Source organism: Polaribacter sp. R77954 (assembly GCF_044595335.1).
Taxonomy (GTDB): domain Bacteria; phylum Bacteroidota; class Bacteroidia; order Flavobacteriales; family Flavobacteriaceae; genus Polaribacter.
On sequence record NZ_CP138992.1, the window covers coordinates 916,516 to 940,069 of the forward strand.

Below are 23,554 nucleotides of genomic sequence, written 5' to 3' on the forward strand. Positions count from 1 at the left end.
ATTACTGGTACAATTCAATTACACCTTTAAATGTTGAGACACAATTTTCTTTATTTTTTTATTTAAAGATCGCATAGCGTTATAACTGGTGTGCTCTAAAACAATAACCACCAAATCATCCTCTAAATAATTGGTTAAAGCTGTGCTAAAACCATTCCACTTTCCATAATGGTATATTTTGTTATCGTCAAACTTCTCCATTCTAAAACCAAAACCATAAGGTACCTTTCTGCCATAAATGGTTTTTCCTTGGGTGTACATTAAATCTAAAGATTCCTTTGAAAGCAATTGCGTTGAATTTAGTCCGTAGGTCCATTTATACAAATCTTCTGCAGTTGAATATACATTTTTATCACCAACAATGGCATCATTAACGGTATTGCCTATTTTTAAATGTCTCCAACCTCTGTATAAACGATATCCTATTAATTGATTTTTTCTTACACTATCATTCTGATAACTATACACGTAAGTATGTTGCATACCCAAAGGTTCAAAAAAATTCTTCTTTAAAAAGGTATTAAAAGAGCTGCCAGAAACTTTTTCTACGATAGCCGCTAATACAAAATAACCGGTATTTGAATAATCGAAATTACGACCAGGTTTAAAAAATCGCTGCGCTTTAGAAGCGGGTAAAACATTAATTAAATCTGTATTTGTAGGCGGATTTTCAGATTTCCATTCGTGCTCAGCAATCCAGAAATATTTTGGCAAACCAGAAGTATGGTTTAAAAGATTGGTGATAGTGATATCCTGATAAGGAAAATTCGGAAAATAATGATTAACAGTATCTGTTAGTTGTATCTGATTCCGTTCTTTTAAGAGCATTATGGCAGCTGCCGTAAATTGTTTACTTACAGATGCCAATTGAAATTCAGACACTTTTGTAATGGGAATTTTCTTTCTAAAATCGGCATAACCAATCTGATTTTCATATATAATTTTCTTGTTTTTTGCAACTAATATAGCACCATGAAAATCGTGCCTTTTATGAATTCGTTTTAATAAAGAATCTAATTTATGATTTACTTTGTGGGTTTTTTCTTTAGGAAAATACGCTACAGGTACTTTCAAACTCGGTTTTTTAGTTTTTGTAACCACTTCTTTTACAACCATCTTAGGTTGTTCTGGTTCATAAATATTAAAAGCAAGAAAAGAAATACTAGTTATTACTAAAAGTAGAATGGATATATGTTGGATAAATTTTTTCAAAAGGGATGTAAACTATAATTTGTAAAGTTAAAGAGGATTCGTCTATAATCAAAATACAATTTCAAAATAATGTCATTTATAAAACCTAATAGCAAAAAATAGACAAAACCAAACCAAAAAACAAATAGTATTGGTTTCAAAACAAACCCCACTTTGCGCGTATTTAATGAGTAAACCTACTCGTTTTACATTACAGTAACAACAACAATACTATTAAAAAAAGGAAAATAAATAGCAAGTTACCATAGGCTTTAACTGGTATTTTTGTACCTTTTAGGTCTTATAAACGCCATAAAAATGTTTAATGAAATCAATTTGTCCACAATAAATTGCAAATTATCGACACAAACATTTTATAAAACTTTAGATGCAGATTTAAACATCACACAAGTAATAAATTTGTACTGGGCTAATATAAATACTAAAACTCCCCTTTATGAAAACAAAATTAATTTTATCATTACTTTTTTTAGCTTTTTTACAAAGCTGTACCCCTGAATTTCCAGACACTCCTAAAGAAACTGTAGAATACATTCAGGATGACATCACTACATTAGTAGTACCAACTGGTCATGATTTAAGACCTTTAGCATTACAAAACACCAATATTAATTTATCTGAAAATTCTCGTGCAGATATGGTTAATATTAAAATGTTTAAAGTAGAAAATGAAACCTATACCTTAATGTATGAGGGTTTTATCGACAAAAATACAACGATTAGCAATGTGATTAAAGTACCAAATCATGTTGCATTAATAGCAGTACAAGCAGATTTAGCAACAGGCACTAGAGAGTGGCTTGTAACCCCTAGTGAAATACAAAATTTAAAAATTGAAGATGAGGAAAGAATTGATACGGAAGAAGGCAAAACTGCCTCAAGCACTAAAATAAGTGCAAAATCTAATGATGATAATCCACCCACATGGAACTGCAATGATTATGCAGCATTTAATGGGAATGATGATGGAGATTACAGCATATCAACTACCTCAACCCAAGGATTAAATGTAAACAAAAAAACAACCATTTACATCTGCAATGGTGGTTCATGGAGTCCTTCTTACTTAAATGACAATAACAACAAACTAACCATTTATGTTGCGCAAGGGGGTACGTTAAAACTTTCTGGTAATTTTAACTCCACCATTTATAATGATGGTACTTTTAACGGTGTTAACCTTGGAATGAGCAAAGACAGTGAAGTAGACAGTTGGGGAATTACCAATATTACAGGTAATTTAAATACCGACTCTAAAAAAGTAAATGTGTACGGAGGTACTTTTAACGTTTCTGGTTCTTTTAATTTAAACAGCAATGGGAAATTTTACAATGATGGAGGCGAAGTAAATATTGGCGGTCATTTTACCACTTCAGGAAAATTCCATAATAAAGAAAACTCGGCATTAAATGTAGCCGGAAATTTTACAGTAAATGCTGGCGAGTTTGAAAACGAATGTAGAACCATCATTTCAGGTCATTTTATCAACAATAAACAAGCCGAATTTAGCAATGCCTCTTACACTGTAATTACAGGTAGTCTTATTAACAACTCTAACATAGATATTAAAATACAAGAAGGTTCTATTTTAAAATGTGCGAGTATCATGTCTAATGGTAAAATAAAAGGAGACAAAGCATATTCTGTTATAGAAACTGGTAAGATTACGTTTAACGGAAATAATAGTTTTCAAGGAAGCTTAGATATTTGTTCTGATTATTATACCGAAAGTATGGGTAAAAATGATGTTATTAATACTTGCTCTACATTTATTTCTGTAGGTGCTTGCTCACCAGGTTTTAATAGTGCTATTGATAATGATAATGATGGGGTTATTGAAGGTGTAGATGTAGATGATGCCAACCCAAATGTGTCTTCGTACAATTATCCACAAGGACAAAATACTTACTTTACTTCTTTATATGAAGATTTATATCCTTGTATGGGAGATTATGATTTAAACGATTTAGTGCATAATTACAGCTATAAAGAAGGGGTAAACCAAAACGCTATGATTAGCCAAATTGAATTTGACTATAAATTTCCTGCAATGGGTGCTAATTTTAATAACAGTTTTGTATTAAGAGTGATTGATGAAGACGATGATGCTGTGTTAACACTAAATAATACTGATGCCTATGCTAGTACTGAAATTACAAGATTGCATGATAGCCAAAATAATACCACGTTATTTATTTTTAACAACCTAAAAACAATCTATACAGATCAATCTGGCGCAATTATAAACACAGTTAATATAGATTATGATAACATTCCTGTAATTTCTGGAAAGGTTACAAATATAAACGGAGCTTATGATGAGTTTATGTTAAAAAATGGCGAATTAGGTCAAGAAATACACCCTTTGTATAATTCTTTTCATAAAGATTATCCCGCTTTGAACGCTCCAACCATGTATAACGATTCTAGTAATTTCTTAAACTGTAGTGATAACTCTTCTGGAAACAGCCTTTTTGTGAATTCTAACAAATTTCCTTGGGTTCTTAATGACCTACCTGTAGATTTACCATGGGCAACAGAAGGGGTTTCCATTTTAGAAGCCTATCCAAACTTCGATGATTTTGTAATCTCAAAACCAGGGTTAGACTGGTATACAGACAAAAATGGTAATAGAAGGAAAGACAAATTAAAGAATATAAACAAATAAGATAATACTTAAAAAAAGTAACTCCATAAGATAATTAGTAATTATCTTATGGAGTTCTTTTTTGTTTAACTAATATTACTCCAAATTTTAGATGTTTGCGTCATTGCAGAAAAAGCCGTTTTAATGGGTAGGTTTTCTGGTTTTACCAAATTGGCATCGTCTTGTAAAATTGCAATGGCTGTATTTCTGGCGGCTACTAAAATTTTAGCATCTTTAACCACATCTGCAATTTTTAAGTTTAACACCCCACTTTGTTGTGTACCCATTATATTTCCTGGTCCTCGTAATTTTAAATCTACCTCTGCTATTTTAAAACCATCTGTTGTTTCCGTCATTGTTTTTAAACGCGTTTTTGCTTCTGCAGATAATTTAAAACTAGACAATAAAATACAGTAACTTTGGTCTGCACCTCTACCTACTCTACCACGCAATTGATGCAGCTGACTCAAACCAAAACGCTCTGCACTCTCTATAATCATTACACTGGCATTTGGTACATTTACCCCCACTTCTATAACCGTAGTTGCCACCATTATTTGGGTTTCTCCTTTTACAAAACGCTGCATTTCGTAATCTTTGTCTGCGGGTTTCATTTGGCCATGTACAATACTTATTTGATATTTAGGTGATGGAAACTCACGAGCAACACTCTCATAACCATCCATTAAATCTTTATAATCCATAGCTTCAGATTCTTGAATTAACGGATACACAATATATACTTGCCTACCTTTTGCTATTTCGTCTTTTAAAAATTTAAAAACAGACAATCGATTGCTGTCAAAACGATGCACCGTTTTTACTGGTTTTCTTCCTGGAGGCAACTCATCAATTACAGAAATGTCTAAATCGCCATAAACAGACATGGCCAAAGTTCTGGGTATTGGGGTTGCTGTCATTACTAAAATGTGAGGTGGTAAGGCCCCTCCAACCTCCCCAAAAGGGAGGCTTTTCTCAGTTTTGTCAGTTCCCTTCCCTTTGGGAAGGGTTAGGGATGGGCTTTTGGCTTCCTCCCTTTGGGAAGGTTGGGATGGGCTCTGTCTATTCTTATTCCACAATTTTGCGCGTTGTTTTACCCCAAACCGATGTTGCTCGTCTATAATGGCAATTCCTAAACTTTTATATTTAACTTTATCTTCTAATAAGGCATGTGTACCTACTAAAATATGTAAAGTTCCTTCTTCTAAACTTTGATGTATTTCTCGTCGTTTTTTGGTTTTTACAGAACCTGTAAGGATATCAACATTGATATTCATGCCTGTTAACAGTTCTGATACTGCTGTATAATGTTGATTGGCTAAAATTTCTGTGGGCGCCATAATGGTGGCTTGGTAACCGTTATCAATAGCCAATAACATGGCCAATAAGGCTACAATAGTTTTTCCAGAGCCCACATCACCTTGTAATAAACGATTCATGTGCGCTCCAGAACCCACATCTTTTCGTATTTCTTTTAATACTCTTTTTTGTGCATTGGTTAACTCGAAAGGCAAATGGTTTTTATAAAAATTAGTAAACTTTTCACCCACATGTTCAAACACAAAGCCTTTGATTTTTGTTTTATTAACCAACTTTTTTCGAACCAATTGCAATTGAATAAAAAACAACTCTTCAAACTTTAAACGGTATTGTGCTTTTGCCAAATGTGCTTGACTTTTCGGAAAATGCACATTTAACAAAGCATCTCGTTTGTGCATCAACTGTAGATCATCAATAATATCTTGAGATAAACTTTCTTGAATACCATCATAAACTTGTTGCAACAGGTGCTGAATATAAGAACGCATCAACTTATTAGAAACACCAGAATTGGTGAGTTTTTCTGTAGATGCATACACAGGCTGCATTTTGGTTTGCAACTTTTTTTTGTATTCGGTAACCAATTCTAACTCTGGATGCGGAATGCTAAAACTACCATTATAATGGTTGAGCTTGCCATAAACTACATAAGGTACATTAATTTTTAAGGAATCTTTAATCCATTTTTGCCCCTTAAACCATACCAACTCCATAGTACCTGTTGCATCTTGAAAAGTAGCCACTAACCTGCTGCCTCTTTTTTGCGCTACAGATTTTACGTTGGTAATTTGCCCTACAATTTGTACTTCACTAGAGTTTGGTTGCAAATCTTTAATGGTATAAAACTGGGTTTTATCTATATACCTAAAAGGGAAAAAATTTAATAAATCGTTACATGTTTTTATACCCAACTCTGTATACAAAAGGGTTGCTCTTTGTACACTTACTCCTTTTATGTATGTTATGGGGTAGTCTAAATTCAAAACTTGTATAAGTTGATGTACGAAAATAATTAATTTAGTTGAAAAGCACTATGGTAACCGAAAGGATTATTTATATTTTACGTTCTTAGGTTTTAGCATATAAAATTATTCATCAAATTGTAAGACCTAGCAAAAAGAAATTATTATTTTAGCTTACTGCATGTAACGCTACAAAAAGAAATAAACCCCATGTTCGAACAAACATTTAAAAACATAGACGACCTACTTTATAAAGATTCAGGTTCTGATAGTGAATTAGATTATATAGGCCAAACCTCTTGGGTACTATTCTTACGCTACTTAGACGAATTAGAACAAGACAAAGCAGACGAAGCCGAATTAAAAGGAGAAGAATATAAATTCATTTTAGATGAAGAATATCGTTGGCAAAATTGGGCAATGCCTAAAGATGCTGATGGCAAATTAGACCACCACAAAGCCATGACTGGTGTAGATTTGGTACAATTTGTAGATGGCAAATTGTTTCCATATTTAGCCAAATTCAAACAAGAAGCAGATTCTGCCAATACTATTGAATACAAAATAGGTGAAATCTTCTCTGAACTCAAAAACAAAATTCAATCTGGGTACAACTTAAGAGAGATTTTAGAATATGCAGATGCCCTTCCCTTTCGTGCTTCTACAGACAAACATGAGTTAAGCCACTTGTACGAAACCAAGATTAAAAACATGGGGAATGCAGGTAGAAATGGTGGACAATATTACACACCAAGACCACTTATTCGTGCCATGATTAATGTGATTGACCCACAAATTGGCGAAAAGATTTATGATGGTGCAGCAGGTTCTTGTGGTTTCTTATGCGAAGCATACGAATACATGTATGAACGCATGGAAAAAACAACCGACAACCTTAAAACCTTACAAGAAAACACCTTGTACGGTAAAGAGAAAAAGAACTTGGCCTATGTAATTGGAATTATGAATATGATACTTCATGGAATTGAAGCACCAAATATTATACACACGAATACTTTAGGAGAAAACATACGTGACATACAAGAGAAAAATCGTTACCATGTTATTTTAGCAAATCCACCATTTGGAGGAAAAGAAAGACCAGAAGTACAACAGAATTTTGACATAAAAACAGGAGAAACTGCTTTCTTGTTTATGCAACATTTTATTAAGAGTTTAAAAACTGGTGGGCGTGCAGCTGTAGTAATTAAAAATACAGTTTTGAGCAATACAGATAATGCTTCTGTGGCATTGCGTAAACTCTTATTAGAAGGCTCAAACTTACATACAATTTTAGATTTACCAGGAGGTACCTTTACAGGTGCAGGAGTTAAAACTGTTGTCTTATTTTTCCAAAAAGGAGAACCTACCAAAAAGATTTGGTTCTACCAGTTAGACCCAGGACGAAACATGGGAAAAACCAATCCTTTAAATGACAAGGATATGGAAGAGTTTATAACACTACAACAAACAAAACCTGAAAGTGAAAAATCTTGGATTTTAAATGTGAATGATTTAGACGAAGACACATTTGACCTTTCACCAAAAAACCCAAACACACCAGAAGAGGCACCTTTAAGAGCACCAGAAGTTATTTTAGCAGAAATGAAAACTTTGGATGCGGAAACCAATACTATTCTTAATTCAATTAAAGAGTTGATATGAGAGAAGGTTGGGAAATAAAAAAGTTGGTTGAACTGTTTGATGTAAAATCAAGCAAAAGAGTTCATAAAGCAGATTGGAAAACAGAAGGTGTTCCATTTTATCGAGCTCGAGAAGTAGTAAAACTTGCACAAAACGGTATTGTAGATAATGATTTATTTATTTCTGAAGAATTATTTGAAGAGTTTACAAAAGAAAAAGGAGCACCAAAGGAAGGAGATATAATAATTTCAGCAGTAGGGACTTTAGGTCAATGTTATTTAGTAAAAAAAACAGATAGATTTTATTTTAAAGACGCGTCAGTTTTATGGTTTGAAAACATATCAAATGTAGATGTTCGTTATATTGAATATGCTTTTAAGTCTGATTTGATAATGAAACAAGTGTTGAATAAATCAATGGGAGCTACTGTTGGGACACTTACTATTTCACGTGCAAAAATTATCAAAATTCCAATCCCAACGCTTTCAGAACAAAAACAAATCGTAACTATACTCGATAAAGCTTTTACAGCCATAGACCAAGCCAAAGCCAACATTGAAAAAAACATAGAAAACGCAAAAGAGCTTTTTCAATCTAAACTCAATGATATTTTTAGCCAAAAAGGTGATGGTTGGAAAGAGAATACTTTGGGAGAGGTTTGTGAAAAAACAAAAAACATTAAATGGCAAGATTTCTCAAATGAAGAATTTGAATATGTTGATTTAAGTTCTGTTTCAAGAGAAACATTAAGCGTTACAGAGACAGCTACAGTAAATAAAGAAAATGCACCAAGTAGAGCAAAAAAGATAATATTGGAAGGAGATGTGATTTTTGCAACAACAAGACCTACTTTAAGACGTGCAACAATAATTAAAGAAGATTTATCAGGAAATCTTTGTAGTACAGGTTATGTGGTTTTAAGACCGAAAGAAAATATTAGTTCTGATTGGATTTTCTTTTATTTACTTACATCAAAATTTATGGATAGAATGGAATCTTTGCAAAGAGGTGCTAGTTATCCAGCGGTTTCAGACAATGATGTTAAAGGTTCAAAACTTTCAGTACCAATTTCAACTTTGGAAGAAAAAAAGAACATTTTAATAATGAATAACCTTCAAGAAAACACTAATTTTTTAATTGATAATTATATCAATAAACTAAACGATTTAGAAGACCTCAAAAAATCCGTTCTTCAAAAAGCCTTTGCAGGAGAGTTAACAAGTCCCAAAGGGACGAAGTATAAGAAGGATGGAAGCATTCCATCCGCACAGACACAAACAGAAAAAAGCCCTGTAAGGGTGATCTAAAAACATGGGTCAGTCACTCGTACAAAATTACGTCCATATCGTATTCAGCACCAAGTATAGAGAGGAACTGATATACCCACCCTATGAGCAAGAGCTACATGCCTATATAGGAGGCGTATGTAAACAGCTAGATTGCCCAGTTTTAATAGTAGGTGGTTATACCAATCACATTCATGTTTTGTGCATGCTATCTAAAAAAATAGCTTTAATGACTTTGGTACAAAAAATAAAAGCACATTCTAGCAAATGGATGAAAACAAAAGATGCAAGTTTATCGAATTTCTTTTGGCAAGATGGCTATGGTGCGTTTTCTGTAAACCCAAGTGAAGTACATGTTGTGGTAAATTATATTAAGCATCAACATGAACACCATCAGAAAAAAGATTTTAAAGCAGAGTATCGCGCTTTTTTGAATAAGTATAACGTAGATTATAACGAAGATTATGTTTGGGACTGATTACATCGCCCTTTCAGGGCTTTTTTATATCTTGCATATTCTGGCAGGACTTCGTCCTACCTTAACTTCTGGCATCCCTTTGGGATTAAAAGTAAATTAATATGAACGAGGCACAAACCAAACACGATTTAATAGAACCTGCATTACGTAAAGCAGGTTGGGGAATTATAGAAGGTAGTCGTTTGCGTTTGGAGTTTCCTATTACCAAAGGGCGTCTCATTGGTCAAAACAGACGAGCCACACCTCTTTATGCAGATTATGTTTTAGAATATAAAAACAGAAGAATTGGTGTTGTAGAAGCCAAGAAAAGAGATAACTATTATACAGATGGTGTTGGTCAAGCCAAAGATTATGCAGAGCGTTTAAATATTCGTTTTACTTATGCTACCAATGGTTTGCGAATCTATGGGATAGACATGGATGAAGCTACAGAAGGCGAAGTGTCTAAATACCCAACACCAGACGAACTCTGGGAAATGACCTACCCAACACCCAAAGAAGAATACAAAGTAGAAATAGCAGACTGGAAAGAACGTTTGTTTGCTATTCCTTTTGAAGATAGAGGAGGTACTTGGCAACCTAGATATTATCAACAAAATGCTATTGCTAAAGTATTAGAAGCTGTAGCCGAGAAAAAAGATAGATTACTGCTTACATTGGCTACAGGTACAGGAAAAACAGCTATTGCGTTTCAAATAGCTTGGAAACTGTTTCATGCAAAATGGAATCTACAAAGAGATGGAAGCAGAGCACCACGTATTTTATTTTTAGCAGATAGAAACATATTAGCAGACCAAGCTTTTAATTCTTTTGGTGCTTTTGATGTGATTGATGAAAATATTAAAGTAAGAATTAAACCAGCCGAAATAAGAAAAAAAGGCAAAGTACCTAAAAACGGAAGTATCTTTTTTACGATTTTTCAAACGTTTATGACCGATGTTAAAAACGAGGAAGATATTGAGAATGAAGCAGAAATTACTTCTTTAAGAGCAGCAGAAACACCAATTGTTTATGATGTTAAAAACTTTAATTTCGGTCAGTACCCAAAAGACTTTTTCGATTTTATAATTATTGATGAATGTCATAGAGGTGGTGCAAGAGATGAAAGTTCTTGGAGAGCTATTATGGAGTATTTTTCACCAGCGGTTCAATTAGGTTTAACTGCAACACCAAAGAGAGATGTAAATGCAGATACCTATGATTATTTTGGAGAACCTATTTATACTTATAAGTTAAAAGATGGTATTAATGATGGTTTTTTAACACCTTTTAAAGTTAAAGAAATACAAACCAATTACGATGAATATACTGTAACAAAAGACGATACTATATTGAATGGTGAAGCAGAACTTGGTGATACGTTTACCTATAGAGATTATGGAAGAAAAATAATCATACAACAAGTAGAACAATACCGTGTAAAAAAGTTTTTAGAGCTTATACATCAGCAACAAAAAACATTGGTCTTTTGTGCTACACAGGTGCATGCAGCATTAATACGAGATTTAATAAATCAACATGCAACCAGTTCAAATGTAAATTATTGCCACAGAGTAACTGCTGATGATGGAAAAAATGGTGAACAACATTTAAGGGATTTTCAAGATAACGAAAAAAGTATTCCAACAGTTTTAACAACTTCACAAAAGTTAAGTACAGGAGTAGATGCCCCAGAAATAAGAAATATAGTACTATTAAGACCTGTAGATTCTATGGTAGAATTTAAACAGATTGTGGGTAGAGGTACACGTCTTTTTGATGGTAAAGATTATTTTACAGTTTTCGACTTTGTAAGAGCGCACGACCATTTTCAAGACCCAGAATGGGATGGAGAACCTCTACCACCAGAAATACCTGATGAAGGAGAAGGTGGAGGTAGAACCAGAGTATGTAATGTATGTGGAGAAGCTTCTTGTATTTGTGAAAGACCAGAAGAAGAAGCCTGTACAGTATGTGATCATATTCCATGTGTTTGTGAAACGCCACCAAGACAAATGGTGAGGGTAAAACTCTCTGATAATAAAGAAAGAGAAATTGACGCGATGGTAAAAACGACTTTTTGGAGTCCAACAGGAAAACCAATAAGTCATCAAGAGTTTTTAGACCAATTATTTGGCGATTTACCTCAATTTTTCAAAAGCGAAAGTGAACTGCGAAAACTTTGGAGTTTACCAAGTACTCGTAAAAAATTGCTAACTGAATTAAGCGAGAAAGGATATACCAATTCGCAATTAGAAGATTTGCGAAACTTAATTCATGGAGAAGATAGCGACCTTTTTGATGTATTAAATTATATAGCCTATCACAAAGACCTTGTACCAAGACTGGAAAGAGCAAGTAGAGCTAAAATTCAAATGCATGACTATAACCCAAAACAACAAGAATTTTTGAATTTTGTCTTAGAACAATATGTAAAAGAAGGCGTTGACGAATTAGATATTGAAAAGCTATCTCCATTATTACACTTAAAATACAATAGTATTACCGATGCAAAAAATGAATTGGGAGATATAAAGTCTATTAAACAAACCTTTGTTGGGTTTCAAGAATATTTGTATCAAGAAAGCGCTATTTAATAGCATGTATTACTAACAATTGTGCATAACTTTTTAAACAAGCACCCACAAAACCGCACTTTTTATTAGCGTAAATAGCCCAAAAACCATCTTAAAATTCAAAAAAAATGGAGGGGAGCCCAAAAAAACACCTCAAGAACCCAAAAAAATTGCATCAAGACACAATTCTTATCGGGTCAAGACGCAATTTTAGTTGCATCAGGGTGCAATTTTAGTTGCATCAGGGTGCAATTTTAGTTGGCTACGCTTATAATTACAAAAAAAAGCCTTAAAAAAACAGTTGTTTTTTTAAGGCTTAGAATAGCTCTATAAGCCGTTTACACACCAAAAAGTGCGAAATATGGGCTATGAACTTGCTTTACGAAAAGACAAATTCTTTAACAAATTCCGCATTTTTTTTGCTGGTCTAAATAAAATACGGGTAGCTTTAATGGCTTGTGCAGAAACTTCATCTGCAGTTGAAAGCCCTGTAGAGCTTAAACTTACTTGAAAATTACCCAATTTACCCAAACGTACAATACGCCCCTGCTTAAGTTCGTACACAATATTTTGCTCTAAAGCATTTAATACTGCCAAACAATCGGTTTCTGTAACCGTACATTGGTTAGAAATTTGCTCTGCAAGTGTTTCAAAATCTACACTACCATTGGCTACTACAGCCGCATAAAATTTTTCAGGTGCTGCCATGTCCTGAGGATTTTTTCTTGGCAACGTTTTGTAAATAATACTCATAATTTAAAGTATTTTGAACTAAAAGCTTTTTAAAAGGTGGCTTTTATACACCTTATTCTTAATACGATTTTTAAGAAGTAACTCTACAGCAATTGCACGAACACAAATCGTTTTATGTACGTTCGACTGTTTTAATAAAAAACAGGAGTTTTAAAAAATAATTAACTCATACGTTTACCAATCAAGATGTTGTGGCATCTTTTTTTTTAAGAATAAAAAAAATTTTTGGTAAGCTGTTAAAAGTATTGTAGTTTTGGTAGTGCAAACAAAAACGTAATACTATAACAGTGTTACCTTAAAAAAAGGTCGTAAAGACCACAACCTTTACGGCTTTTTCTATGTATTCTAATACGATGTAAAGCTAGGATTAATCTTTTAGAAAAGAAACAGGTAGTTATTGACAAAACACAGGTACTTTTCAACAGAAAGCATCAAAATAGCATTTTTAAGGAAAATAAGACGCTAGCTTTTGTGTTTGGGGTGGAAAAATTTTTTTTGTACTGTAATGTTTGTTTTAAGAAGGGAATACAGCGTTATTACCAGTACATTAAACAGGTTATACTACTTTACTGATTAATCTGGGGTTATTTGTTGACATGTAAGGCAATAAAAATCTCTTCATTTTATCGAGATTTCTCCATTGCAGTCGAAATGACATTCGTTTATACTTCATATAACATATCAAAAAGGTGAGTTTATTTTGACTTTTTTTGGTTTTATAGATTTCTCCATTGCAGTCGATATGATATTCGTTATATTTCTCATAGCCTATTAAAAACGGTAGTTTATTTTGACTTTTTTGATTTTATAGACTTCTCTATTGCAGTCGATATGACATTCGTTTATACTTTATAAAGCATATCAAAAACGGGAGTTTGTTTTGACTTTTTTGATGTTACAGATTTTTTCATTGTAGTAGAAAGGACATTCGTTTATACTTCTCAAAGCATATCAAAAAGATGAGTTTGATTTGACTTTTTTAATGTTACAGATTTCTCCATTGCAGTCGAAAGGACATTCGTTATACTTCTCATAGCATATCAAAAACGGGAGTTTGTTTTGACTTTTTTTGATTTTACAGATTTCTCCATTGCAGTCGAAAGGATATTCGTTATACTTCTCATAGCATATCAAAAACGGGAGTTTGTTTTGACTTTTTTGGTTTTACAGATTTCTTCATTGCAGTTGAAATGACATTGGTTATACTTCAAAAAGCAATAGGGATATGGGTAATAAACGTTAGCTCTGTAGTAAAACTCATCTCTATAAAAAAACCTGCAACATCTATAAAAGATCTTGCAGGAAATTTTTGTTACCTTATTATAAGGTGATTTTAGCAATTTATTCTACTTTAATTAAACTCCGTTTGTATAGCACTTATTTTTGATAGTTAAAAACTTACTTGAAAATAATCTTAGAGGTTCCGTAATCGGTTTCTGAGCTGCTTACTTTTAAGAACAATACTCCTGGTTTTACGTTAGCAAAGTCAAAATTCAATTCGTTTTTTCCTTCTAAAAGTGTTGCAGAAGTTACGTAAATTGTTTTACCAGTAACATCAAACAAACTCACTTTTGCTTCTGTTGGTGTGTTGCTATACAATAATAGGTTTACGTTACCTTGCGTTGGATTTGGATATGCCATAAACTGATTGTCAAAAGTTTCAATTTTATGCACTAATTCTTCTTCAACAGCCGTTTTTGTAAATTTAATGTCTTTAATACTTAAATTTAAATCTGTGGTTTGTGCTTCTACTGGTAAAAATGTAAACGCCAAGGTAGTTAAATCGTCTGCAGTAATATTTGCTGTAGTACCTATTGAAGAAAAAATTTCGAAAGGTACATAATAAGTTTGCTCTTCTTCAGACAAATCAACCATTACTCTATATTGTGCTTTCCATTCTTCTATAGAAGATTTAATCAACCCTAACTCTAACAAACCACTACCTGTAGCAGTAAAAGACACGTATTTATATGCTGAATAATCTGCGGCTAAGGTACCTGGTAATAAAGATTTGTATAAGGTTAAGTAATCATAATCGCTTGTTGCTTGCAGTTCTACATTTCTGCTAATGGCATACTCATCATCATTATAGGTTCTGTCAAAATCATTAGACACAAAATAATGATTGATTTTTGTGTACTTTTTGTCATAATCTAAGCCCCAGTTGCCATCTGCATGATAAAAAGCATCTTCTATTTCTCCGTTTACTTTTACCAAGGCATCGTATTCATATCCATCAGCAATATCAATTCTTATGGTTTTCTCTTTCTCTGAGTTTACAGGATTGTATCTGTGCTTTACATTATTAGCGGTTTCAGAATACACTTCTTCCATAGCAATTTCTACCTCTTGCCCAACTACAGTACTTCTTAACAAAACAACTAACTCCGCTTGTTCTCTAGCTATTTTTGCAGCATAAGTTTTTGGTAACTTCTGTACCTCTATTTGTTGCACTGGCGTGTTGTTTTGTAAATTCTGCAACACATCTGTAACTAACTTTTGGGTATCTGTAGGGTTTGTAGACCATACTTGAAAGTTATACATATCATTAAACTTAGTGTAATGATTTACATACCAATTGGTTTGTAAGGTATAATTGGTATCGTTATTATTCTTTGCAACTGCAAAAGAAATGGCATACTCTACCACACCTGTACGTTGTTTTATGGCTTGCATTAAAAAGTTTTTACCTTGCAATTGAACGGTGGTTATGTTTAAAATTTCTGCACCACGCAACCTATCGCAAGAGGCTTTGGTATGGTTGTACACTTTATCGGATGTTTTAATACCTAGCACTACCCCTTTGGTTTGCCCATCTACAGAAAAATCTACAGAAAACACCTCATCTGCAATGGTATAATCTAAAATATCTGTTGGCGAAGTAATGTTAGCAACATTACCAGCTACCAATTCATTAGGAAACATATCTAACAGTGTTAATCCTTTGCCTTGGTAAGGTTGTACACTCTTTAATTGTGCTTTGTTGTACAAGTTTGCTTTCGATTTTACAAACTGAGTAGGTACAGAATTCTTTTTTCTACCTACATAAATTTTAGAAATGGCATCGCCTAAAGATTCCGATTCTACACCACCACTATTTCCAGTACTTACCTCATTAGACTGAATGGTAATTGGTATGGTTGTAGTAACATTACATCCATTGGTTTGCACTCCGTTAAATAATAAGGTGTATAAACCTGGTTGCGCAAAGTTAAGAGAAATGGCATTTTCATTTGGATAACTCGCAGTATTTTGCCCTGGCAAAACCCAAGAGTAACTTGAAAATTCAGTACCATTTACAAGCGTAACATTGGCATTTATAGAAGTATCTGTTAAGTAGGTAGTATTTACCGCCACTTCTGCAGCTACTTTTGGCAACACAGTTACTTGTTTAGTTGTAGTATCTGAACCAAATGCATTTGTTGCAGTTAAAGTAACGGTATATACACCAGCTGCTGCATAGGTTTTGGTAGGTTGCATGGCAGTACTTGCAGTACCATCACCAAAATTCCATTGGTATGTAATTGGTGTTACTGGTTGTGCAATGCTACCCGTATTTGAAGTATTGTTAAAGGTAAACCTATTGTCTGTCAAGCACGCGTTATCGTTTACGGTAAATACTGCCTTTGGCACTGCATTTACAGCTATTGAAGCATTTACATCTGGTGCAAACGTTGTACAGTGTACAATACCACCACTTTGCGTATACGATGTTGCAATAATTTGCCCTACAACATCTGCAGTGTTTTGATTTTTTGTGATGCTTGCAAAAGGCGCTAAAATACTACCATAAATGGTATTGTTACCCTCTAAGTGTAATGCTGTTGTGTTGTAAAAATTATAGATGATGTAAGGCGCACTAGCATTGGCAATAGCTGTTTGCGACCAAACATTCCAGTAAAATTGTCCTGGTGCATTTACATTAACTATTAAAAATTGATTTGAATTGGCAGTGTTTAAGAAATTAATTGTCTGAACGTTGTTTAAATCTGAGCCATTGATATTGATATAATTTGCACCGGTTTTAAGAGTAAGCCCTATTTGATTGGGTAAGTTTGTATTTGCAATAGAATCGCCAGCAACATCTTTAAGTAAGGCATTGTGATTATTTTCTGACAAACTGGTTGCATTTGTTCTAAGTCTTTGAAATGCCAACGGAAAATCGAGATTATTTTTTGCAAAAACAGGATTCATAGATGCATTAAATGCGTTTGCATTGCCTGCCAATTGAATGTAACTACTTGCCTGATAATCGTTTTCTGGTGTAATACGAATAGGTGTTGGTGCGTTTTGAGGATCTGCATACCAAGCATTGCTACCATTTGCATGCCCTATTTGAGCATATTGTGTGGCATTACGTAGGTTTAAAATACCTGCATTGTAATTTACTTTACCATCTACCAACAAACCCAATGCATTGCCATTTACTTGATAACAACCACAATCTTGCAAAGCCAATTCGTAATCACCATTAATAGTAACATCGCCACCTGCAGCCAAACTTCCGTTTGTAGTACCTTGGGTTAAGGTTACATCATGCTCTACAAAAACCGTAAAACATTCAGCAGGAGTAATAGGACTGTAAGGGTTTGTACAAACTTGAGCTAGTACAGTAGCATCTAAACTTGTACCTATTGTTTGGCTAATACCTACTGCCACTAAAGGGATTCCATTGGCATTTACCCCACCTTTTAATCTTCCATTAGCATCTGTAACCGTAAAATTATGACTCCCTTCTAAAGCATCAGGGCAACCATCGTTGTCAGAATCTGTATCAAATTGATTAGGTATCGTATCATTATCTGCATCTTTTGCAAAAGGATAGGTACATAATTCGTTTACAAATCGTATGCGTTGACTATTTCTTTGTCCTCCTGTAGAAGCTGTAAACCCAAAATGTGCGTTGGTTTCTCCGTTAAAAACATTTGCGATTAAATCGTCTGTATAATTGGTAATTAGGTTTCCATCAAAAGAATAGCTTAAGGTTTTTGTACTTGCCACCCAACTAAAGTTAACCAAATGCCAGTTACCATCTTCTATATTTCCTAAATCTGTTGCCGTTGTTAAACCTTGCCAAGTAGTTGTATTTTTTATTTGGGTATGATCATTTACTAGTTCTCCATTATTACGAAAAGTATCAAACTCTATAGAAATTCCGTTTTGTATATGTTTTGCACCTATACCCTGACCAGTAATACCTACTGTATGAATACCATCAGGATCTGTATGAAACACAATAGCAATACCATCTGCACCAATATCTTTACTACCTAAGTTAATTTCTATAGAAAAATTAAAATCAGTTGTAAAATCTACTTTACCAAAAGACATACTAGAACCTGCCTGAGTATTTTCATCTGGTGTAAGTTCTATTTCATTTGAACTTACAAAACTTGCATCACCAGCAATTGTAAACAAATCACTTAACGCATTATTGTTTAATCCATTTTCAACACAATCTAAAATTCCATCATTATCATCATCTAAATCTATGGCATTTTCAATTCCATCGCCATCGCAATCGGTGGCACTAACACATTGTGCGTTTGATGAAAAAACATTCATCATCATAAATACAAGTAAAACAATAGCACTTTTTAAAAGATTAGTGTGGAAGTTTCTGTAAGATTTTTCTGCGGTTTTCATAATTAAAGATTTGAGGGTAATTCTTAAAACTATCTCGTTTAAAAGGATTTAACTACGTCAAAGGTAAAAATCTAACCGTCCTTTTTAATCTTTGCTTCGAGCATCGTAAAATTTGTTAAGTTGAATAGCAATTATCTTTCGTTTTGATTGATTTGGTGTATTTCAACGATACTTGTAAGGTAAGACGAATTGCATATAACGTTACAAAAGCAGTATTTTTTAATTGTATTAAAGTGTGGCATGGATTGCTGTAACTCGAAAAATAGAGGGTAAATATGTTTTTGGTAGTTTTATCTTTTAAAAAAAATAGGCAAAGAATTTTACTGCCATACAAAACCATTTGTAAACTACTTTGAATCGTTTAAAAAATTCATTTTTTAGCTACAACTTATTAGTATCTTTGTGGCTGATTCGCTTATAAATGAGATTACACAGAAATTTAACGTTTGCAGTTATAGACAGCATACGAGATATATTTAACGAAGGTGTTTATGCAGATAAAGCTGTAGAAAAAGCCTTAAAAAGAGACAAACGTTGGGGCGCTAGAGACCGAAAATTTGTTGCAGAAACTATTTACGAAATTACAAGATGGAATAGGCTTTACGCAGAAATTGCAGAAGTAAAAACCCCTTATAAAAGAGATGATATTTGGCGTATTTTTTCGGTGTGGTGTATTTTAAGAGGTATTGCTTTACCTGATTGGAACCAAATTGGAGACGTGCCTGTTAGAAGAATTAAAGGTCGTTTTGACGAGCTAACAAAAACCCGAAAGTACAGAGAATCTATACCAGATTGGATGGATGCGCTTTGTGTATCTGAATTAGGGGAAACCATTTGGACCAAAGAAATTGCTGCTTTAAACCAACAAGCACAAGTAATTTTAAGAACAAACACCTTAAATATTACGAAAGAACTTTTACAAAAAAAGCTTAGAACAGAAAATGTAATCACCAAATTTGTACCTAATCATCCAGATGCTTTGGTGTTAGAAGAAAGAGCTAATGTATTTAAAACAGAAGCTTTTCATAGTGGTTATTTTGAAGTGCAAGATGCTTCCTCTCAATTAGTAGCAGCGTATTGCGATGTAAAACCAGGCATGAAGGTAATAGATACATGTGCAGGTGCTGGTGGTAAAACGTTGCATTTATCTGCATTAATGGAAAATAAAGGGCAAGTAATTGCTATGGATATTTACGAAAGTAAATTGCGTAAATTAAAAGTTAGGGCTAAAAGAAATAAGGCACATAATATAGAGTTACGTGTAATAGATTCTACAAAACCAATAAAAAAATTGTATGGCAAAGCCGATCGTGTTTTAATAGATGCGCCTTGTTCTGGCTTGGGGGTTATTCGTAGAAACCCAGATTCTAAATGGAAATTGCAACCCGAATTTATAGACAATATTAAAAAAGTACAACAAGAGGTTTTACAGAGCTATTCTAAAATGGTAAAACCGGGTGGAAAAATGGTATACGCTACCTGCTCTATTTTACCTTCTGAAAATCAAGAACAAGTTGACAAATTCTTAACATCGGAATCAGGAAAAGAATTTACTTTTGTAAAAGATAAAAAAGTATTGGCTCATAAATCTGGTTTCGACGGATTTTATATGGCACTTTTAGAAAAAAAGTGATTTTACAAACTTGCTATTTGTAAAATTTAAAAATACTTGAAAAAGAAACTGTAAAAAAAACAATTTATGTACAAAAAAATTACGTTTCTACTTACCTTAACTTTCACAACATTTTTATACAGCCAACAAGCCTATTATAATGATGTTAATTTAAACCTAACTGGCATAAGCTTAAAAGAAGCTTTGGCTACTAAAATTATTAGTACACACACTCAATTTTTGTTTTACGACCAAGTTTGGGATGCTAGTAAAGCTACAGATGTTAATCCAAACAATACGCAAGAAGTATTGTTAATTTATGGTTTTGAAAACGGAACAGATAGTGATGTTACCAATGATAGAACTAGAGGAATTGATAATAATGGCGGTTCTTCTGGCAATTGGAATAGAGAACACGTGTATTCGCAATCTTTAGGGACTCCTGCACTTTCCGATTCTGGGCCAGGTTCTGATGCCCATCATTTAAGACCTGCAGATGCGCAACGAAACTCATCTAGAAATAATAGAAAATTTACAGAGGGTACAGGAAATTCTGGCGCGCAAGCAAATGCTGGTTGGTATCCAGGTGATGAATGGAAAGGGGATGTTGCCAGAATGATGATGTACATGTATGTACGTTATGATGATAGATGTTTACCTACCAACATTGGTATTGGCGATAACTCCTCTACCCCAGATGATATGATAGATTTATTTTTAAAATGGAATGCAGAAGATCCTGTTTCTGATTTTGAAAGACAACGAAATACCTATCATGAAAATACAGCCAACCAAAATGCACAAGGAAATCGTAATCCGTTTATAGACAACCCCATTTTAGCGACAAGAATTTGGGGTGGTACACCTGCAGAAGATACTTGGGGTATTTACACTAGTTCAGATACAGAAGCGCCAACTGTGCCCACAAATATTACTTTTTCAAATATCACTACTTTTTCTGTTGATGTTGCTTGGACGCCTGCTACAGACAATGTTACAGTTACAAGTTATGATGTTTACATTGATGGAAATTTAGTAAAGAACACATCTAATACTTTTACCACAATTACGGGTTTAAACTCTAACACAAATTATTCTTTTACAATTACAGCTAAAGATATTGCAAACAATGCATCAGCACAAAGCAATGCCGAAAACGTAACCACTTTATTAGATTCAGAAGCGCCATCTGTACCAACAAATATTGTTATTAGTAATGAAACTGGTATCTCTTTTAAAGCTTCTTGGGATGCCTCTACAGACAATTCTGGTGTTACAGGGTATGATGTTTATCTAGATACTAACTTTATTGCTACTACCACAGAAACTACATTTACCTTTGCCAATTTAACCACATCTACTACCTATTCTGTACAAGTTTTGGCAAAAGATGCAGTAGGCAATAGCTCTGCATTAAGTACTGCTGTAAATGCAACCACCACAAACGGCTCTACAACTACAGCCAATGAATTGTTTTTTTCTGAATATATAGAAGGCTCCTCTAACCTTAAAGCATTAGAAATTGTAAACTTAACAGCTAACGCTATCGATTTAAGTAATTATAGCCTAAAAAGACAATCAAATGGCGGTTTAAATGGCGCTGAATGGGAATGGGAATTGGTGCTTTCTGGCACTATAAATTCGCAAGAGGTTTTCGCCATAGCAAATGAAGCTGCAGGAGAATCTTCTTCTTCTTCAGACCCAAATGTGGCTATAGCTGGTAAATTTTTAATTGATAATGCTGATTATATTAGAGTGCATGATGGAGATACAAATTTTGGAGCACCCATTAACTTTAATGGAAACGACCCTGTAGGTTTGTTTAAAAACGGAGTTTTAATTGATATTATAGGTACCTACAATGGTGGTTCATCTAACTTTGCGAAAGACAAAACTTTACGAAGAAAAAAAGGAGTATCTCAACCAAATACAGCTTTTGATATTGACAATGAATGGGATGTTTACCCTAAAGATACTGTAGATGATTTTGGAAAACATAGTGCAATTGTACTTTCTGCAGATCAGTTTAATACAGAAGGCATTAAGTTTTATCCAAATCCCGCAAGTAATTTTATTAAAATTCAAAACACGAATAACAATTCAATTCAAAATATTAGTATTGTTGATATATTAGGAAAACAGGTTTTACATCTAGCAAATCCATCAAAAGAAATTAACATTCAAAAACTATCGAAAGGAATATATATCCTTAAATTTGCTGTAGATCATCAAATTTATACGACCAAGTTTATCAAAAAATAAATGAAATTAAAATTACTTATTTTAGGGCTACTTTGTATTGTTTCTATTGGGTTTTCTCAAACACCAACTGGTTATTATAATACTGCAACCGGAAGTGGCTACACTTTAAAAACACAACTAAAAAACATCATCTCTAATGGGCATATTGATCAAGGGTATGGTGCTTTATATGATGCTTACGAAACCTCAGATACCGACAGTTTTTATGAAAACGACAATTCGGTCTTAGACATGTATTCAGAAAATCCTAATGGTGCAGATTCTTACAACTATCAACATGGCTCTAGAAATTGTGGTAACTACAATTCAGAGAATGATTGTTATAATAGAGAACATATTTTTCCGCAAGGTTTTTTTAATAGTCAAAGTCCGATGAGAACAGATATACATCATGTAGTACCTTCTGATGGCTATGTAAATGGACGAAGAAGTAATTATCCATTTGGTGAAGTGGCTACTGCAAGTTGGACCTCAAACAACGGTTCTAAAGTAGGTAGTAATACTTTTGGCACTTTTTCTGGTACTGTTTTTGAACCTATTGATGAATTTAAGGGTGATATTGCAAGAATGCTATTTTATTTTGCCACACGTTATGAAGATGAAGTAACAAATAGCTCTTGGGATAATCCTAATTCTTCCAATAGTAATCCTTTAAACGGGTCTAATAACCAAGTTTACGAAGATTGGTACCTTAAATTATTGTACAAATGGCATATCAATGACCCTGTAAGCAACAGAGAAATTGTAAGGAATAATGAAGCTTTTAAGTTTCAAGGCAACAGAAATCCGTTTATAGATCATCCTGAATTTGTTTCTCAAATTTGGGGTAGTATATTGTCTACCAACAATATCGCCTTGTTAACACATGTAAAAATTTACCCAAATCCGTCCACCACTAAAAAAATAACGGTTGAGATACCCAATGGATTAGAAATCACTTCCATTAAGTTATACGCCATTATTGGTACTAAAATTTACGAGGCTAAAAACCCTACTTTATACCAACAAAAGATTACAATAACAGATTTAAAAAGTGGCGTGTATTTATTAAAATTGAATAGCAACGCTACAAATATTACTAAAAAAGTAATCATTAATTAATAATGTTGATAACCTTCTTAAAAAACTCTCAATTTTTGAGAGTTTTTTTATGCTTCAAATTAAAATCAAAAAAGTA

General features: G+C 33.5%; 12 protein-coding genes. 8 read left to right on the forward strand and 4 right to left on the reverse strand.

Features of this window, described 5'->3' with window-relative positions; translation table 11 throughout:
* Window positions 1-18 precede the first annotated feature (18 nt).
* Complete coding sequence (locus SJY27_RS04020; protein WP_397446971.1) at window positions 19-1,212, reverse strand: serine hydrolase domain-containing protein; 1,194 nt, start codon at window positions 1,210-1,212, stop codon at window positions 19-21.
* Between the two features lie 436 nt (window positions 1,213-1,648).
* Between SJY27_RS04020 and SJY27_RS04025 the strand changes: the two genes are divergently transcribed.
* Window positions 1,649-3,880, forward strand: coding sequence for an LruC domain-containing protein (locus tag SJY27_RS04025; protein ID WP_397446972.1), 2,232 nt, complete (start codon window positions 1,649-1,651; stop codon window positions 3,878-3,880).
* 65 nt (window positions 3,881-3,945) lie between these two features.
* On the opposite strand, the gene recG is transcribed toward SJY27_RS04025, so the two are convergent.
* Window positions 3,946-6,162: an ATP-dependent DNA helicase RecG gene (gene recG, locus SJY27_RS04030; RefSeq protein ID WP_397446973.1), complete on the reverse strand. Its 2,217-nt coding sequence runs from the start codon at window positions 6,160-6,162 to the stop codon at window positions 3,946-3,948.
* A 189-nt stretch (window positions 6,163-6,351) separates the two neighbouring features.
* Here recG and SJY27_RS04035 point away from each other — a divergent pair, with 189 nt between their 5' ends.
* The 4 genes from SJY27_RS04035 to hsdR all read left to right on the forward strand — a co-directional run bounded on the left by SJY27_RS04035 (window position 6,352) and on the right by hsdR (window position 12,125).
* Window positions 6,352-7,806 (forward strand): N-6 DNA methylase, encoded by a 1,455-nt coding sequence (locus tag SJY27_RS04035; protein ID WP_397446974.1) that lies wholly within the window; start codon window positions 6,352-6,354, stop codon window positions 7,804-7,806.
* Window positions 7,803-9,092: a restriction endonuclease subunit S gene (locus SJY27_RS04040; protein ID WP_397446975.1), complete on the forward strand. Its 1,290-nt coding sequence runs from the start codon at window positions 7,803-7,805 to the stop codon at window positions 9,090-9,092. Before SJY27_RS04035 ends, SJY27_RS04040 begins: the two co-directional genes overlap by 4 nt.
* A gap of 4 nt (window positions 9,093-9,096) precedes the next feature.
* Complete coding sequence (gene tnpA / locus SJY27_RS04045; RefSeq protein WP_397446976.1) at window positions 9,097-9,549, forward strand: IS200/IS605 family transposase; 453 nt, start codon at window positions 9,097-9,099, stop codon at window positions 9,547-9,549.
* Window positions 9,550-9,650: 101 nt separating this feature from the next.
* On the forward strand, window positions 9,651-12,125 hold the full coding sequence (gene hsdR / locus SJY27_RS04050) for an EcoAI/FtnUII family type I restriction enzme subunit R (RefSeq protein ID WP_397446977.1): 2,475 nt from the start codon (window positions 9,651-9,653) through the stop codon (window positions 12,123-12,125).
* A gap of 345 nt (window positions 12,126-12,470) precedes the next feature.
* Here hsdR and SJY27_RS04055 read toward each other — a convergent pair whose 3' ends face one another.
* On the reverse strand, window positions 12,471-12,857 hold the full coding sequence (locus SJY27_RS04055; protein ID WP_397446978.1) for an HU family DNA-binding protein: 387 nt from the start codon (window positions 12,855-12,857) through the stop codon (window positions 12,471-12,473).
* A 1,398-nt stretch (window positions 12,858-14,255) separates the two neighbouring features.
* Window positions 14,256-18,503, reverse strand: a complete 4,248-nt coding sequence (locus tag SJY27_RS04060) for a collagen-binding domain-containing protein (protein WP_397446979.1) — start codon at window positions 18,501-18,503, stop codon at window positions 14,256-14,258.
* A 421-nt stretch (window positions 18,504-18,924) separates the two neighbouring features.
* Between SJY27_RS04060 and SJY27_RS04065 the strand changes: the two genes are divergently transcribed.
* The 3 genes from SJY27_RS04065 to SJY27_RS04075 all read left to right on the forward strand — a co-directional run bounded on the left by SJY27_RS04065 (window position 18,925) and on the right by SJY27_RS04075 (window position 23,478).
* The gene (locus tag SJY27_RS04065) at window positions 18,925-20,136 is read left to right on the forward strand and encodes an RsmB/NOP family class I SAM-dependent RNA methyltransferase (protein ID WP_397446980.1); all 1,212 of its coding nucleotides are present in this window, start codon (window positions 18,925-18,927) and stop codon (window positions 20,134-20,136) included.
* Window positions 20,137-20,202: 66 nt separating this feature from the next.
* Window positions 20,203-22,377, forward strand: a complete 2,175-nt coding sequence (locus SJY27_RS04070) for an endonuclease (RefSeq protein WP_397446981.1) — start codon at window positions 20,203-20,205, stop codon at window positions 22,375-22,377.
* A complete protein-coding gene (locus SJY27_RS04075; protein WP_397446982.1) occupies window positions 22,378-23,478 on the forward strand; it encodes an endonuclease in 1,101 nt (366 codons plus the stop codon). It begins immediately after the preceding gene.
* The last annotated feature ends 76 nt before the right edge of the window (window positions 23,479-23,554 follow it).

Bases quoted from the DNA above. Each gene is read 5' to 3' on its own strand.
- SJY27_RS04025 (WP_397446972.1), top strand. From the start codon at position 1,649: ATGAAAACAAAATTAATTTTATCATTACTTTTTTTAGCTTTTTTACAA.
- SJY27_RS04055 (WP_397446978.1), bottom strand. From the start codon at position 12,857: ATGAGTATTATTTACAAAACGTTGCCAAGAAAAAATCCTCAGGACATG.
- SJY27_RS04035 (WP_397446974.1), top strand. From the start codon at position 6,352: ATGTTCGAACAAACATTTAAAAACATAGACGACCTACTTTATAAAGAT.
- SJY27_RS04060 (WP_397446979.1), bottom strand. From the start codon at position 18,503: ATGAAAACCGCAGAAAAATCTTACAGAAACTTCCACACTAATCTTTTA.
- SJY27_RS04040 (WP_397446975.1), top strand. From the start codon at position 7,803: ATGAGAGAAGGTTGGGAAATAAAAAAGTTGGTTGAACTGTTTGATGTA.
- hsdR (WP_397446977.1), top strand. From the start codon at position 9,651: ATGAACGAGGCACAAACCAAACACGATTTAATAGAACCTGCATTACGT.
- SJY27_RS04070 (WP_397446981.1), top strand. From the start codon at position 20,203: ATGTACAAAAAAATTACGTTTCTACTTACCTTAACTTTCACAACATTT.
- tnpA (WP_397446976.1), top strand. From the start codon at position 9,097: ATGGGTCAGTCACTCGTACAAAATTACGTCCATATCGTATTCAGCACC.
- SJY27_RS04065 (WP_397446980.1), top strand. From the start codon at position 18,925: ATGAGATTACACAGAAATTTAACGTTTGCAGTTATAGACAGCATACGA.
- SJY27_RS04075 (WP_397446982.1), top strand. From the start codon at position 22,378: ATGAAATTAAAATTACTTATTTTAGGGCTACTTTGTATTGTTTCTATT.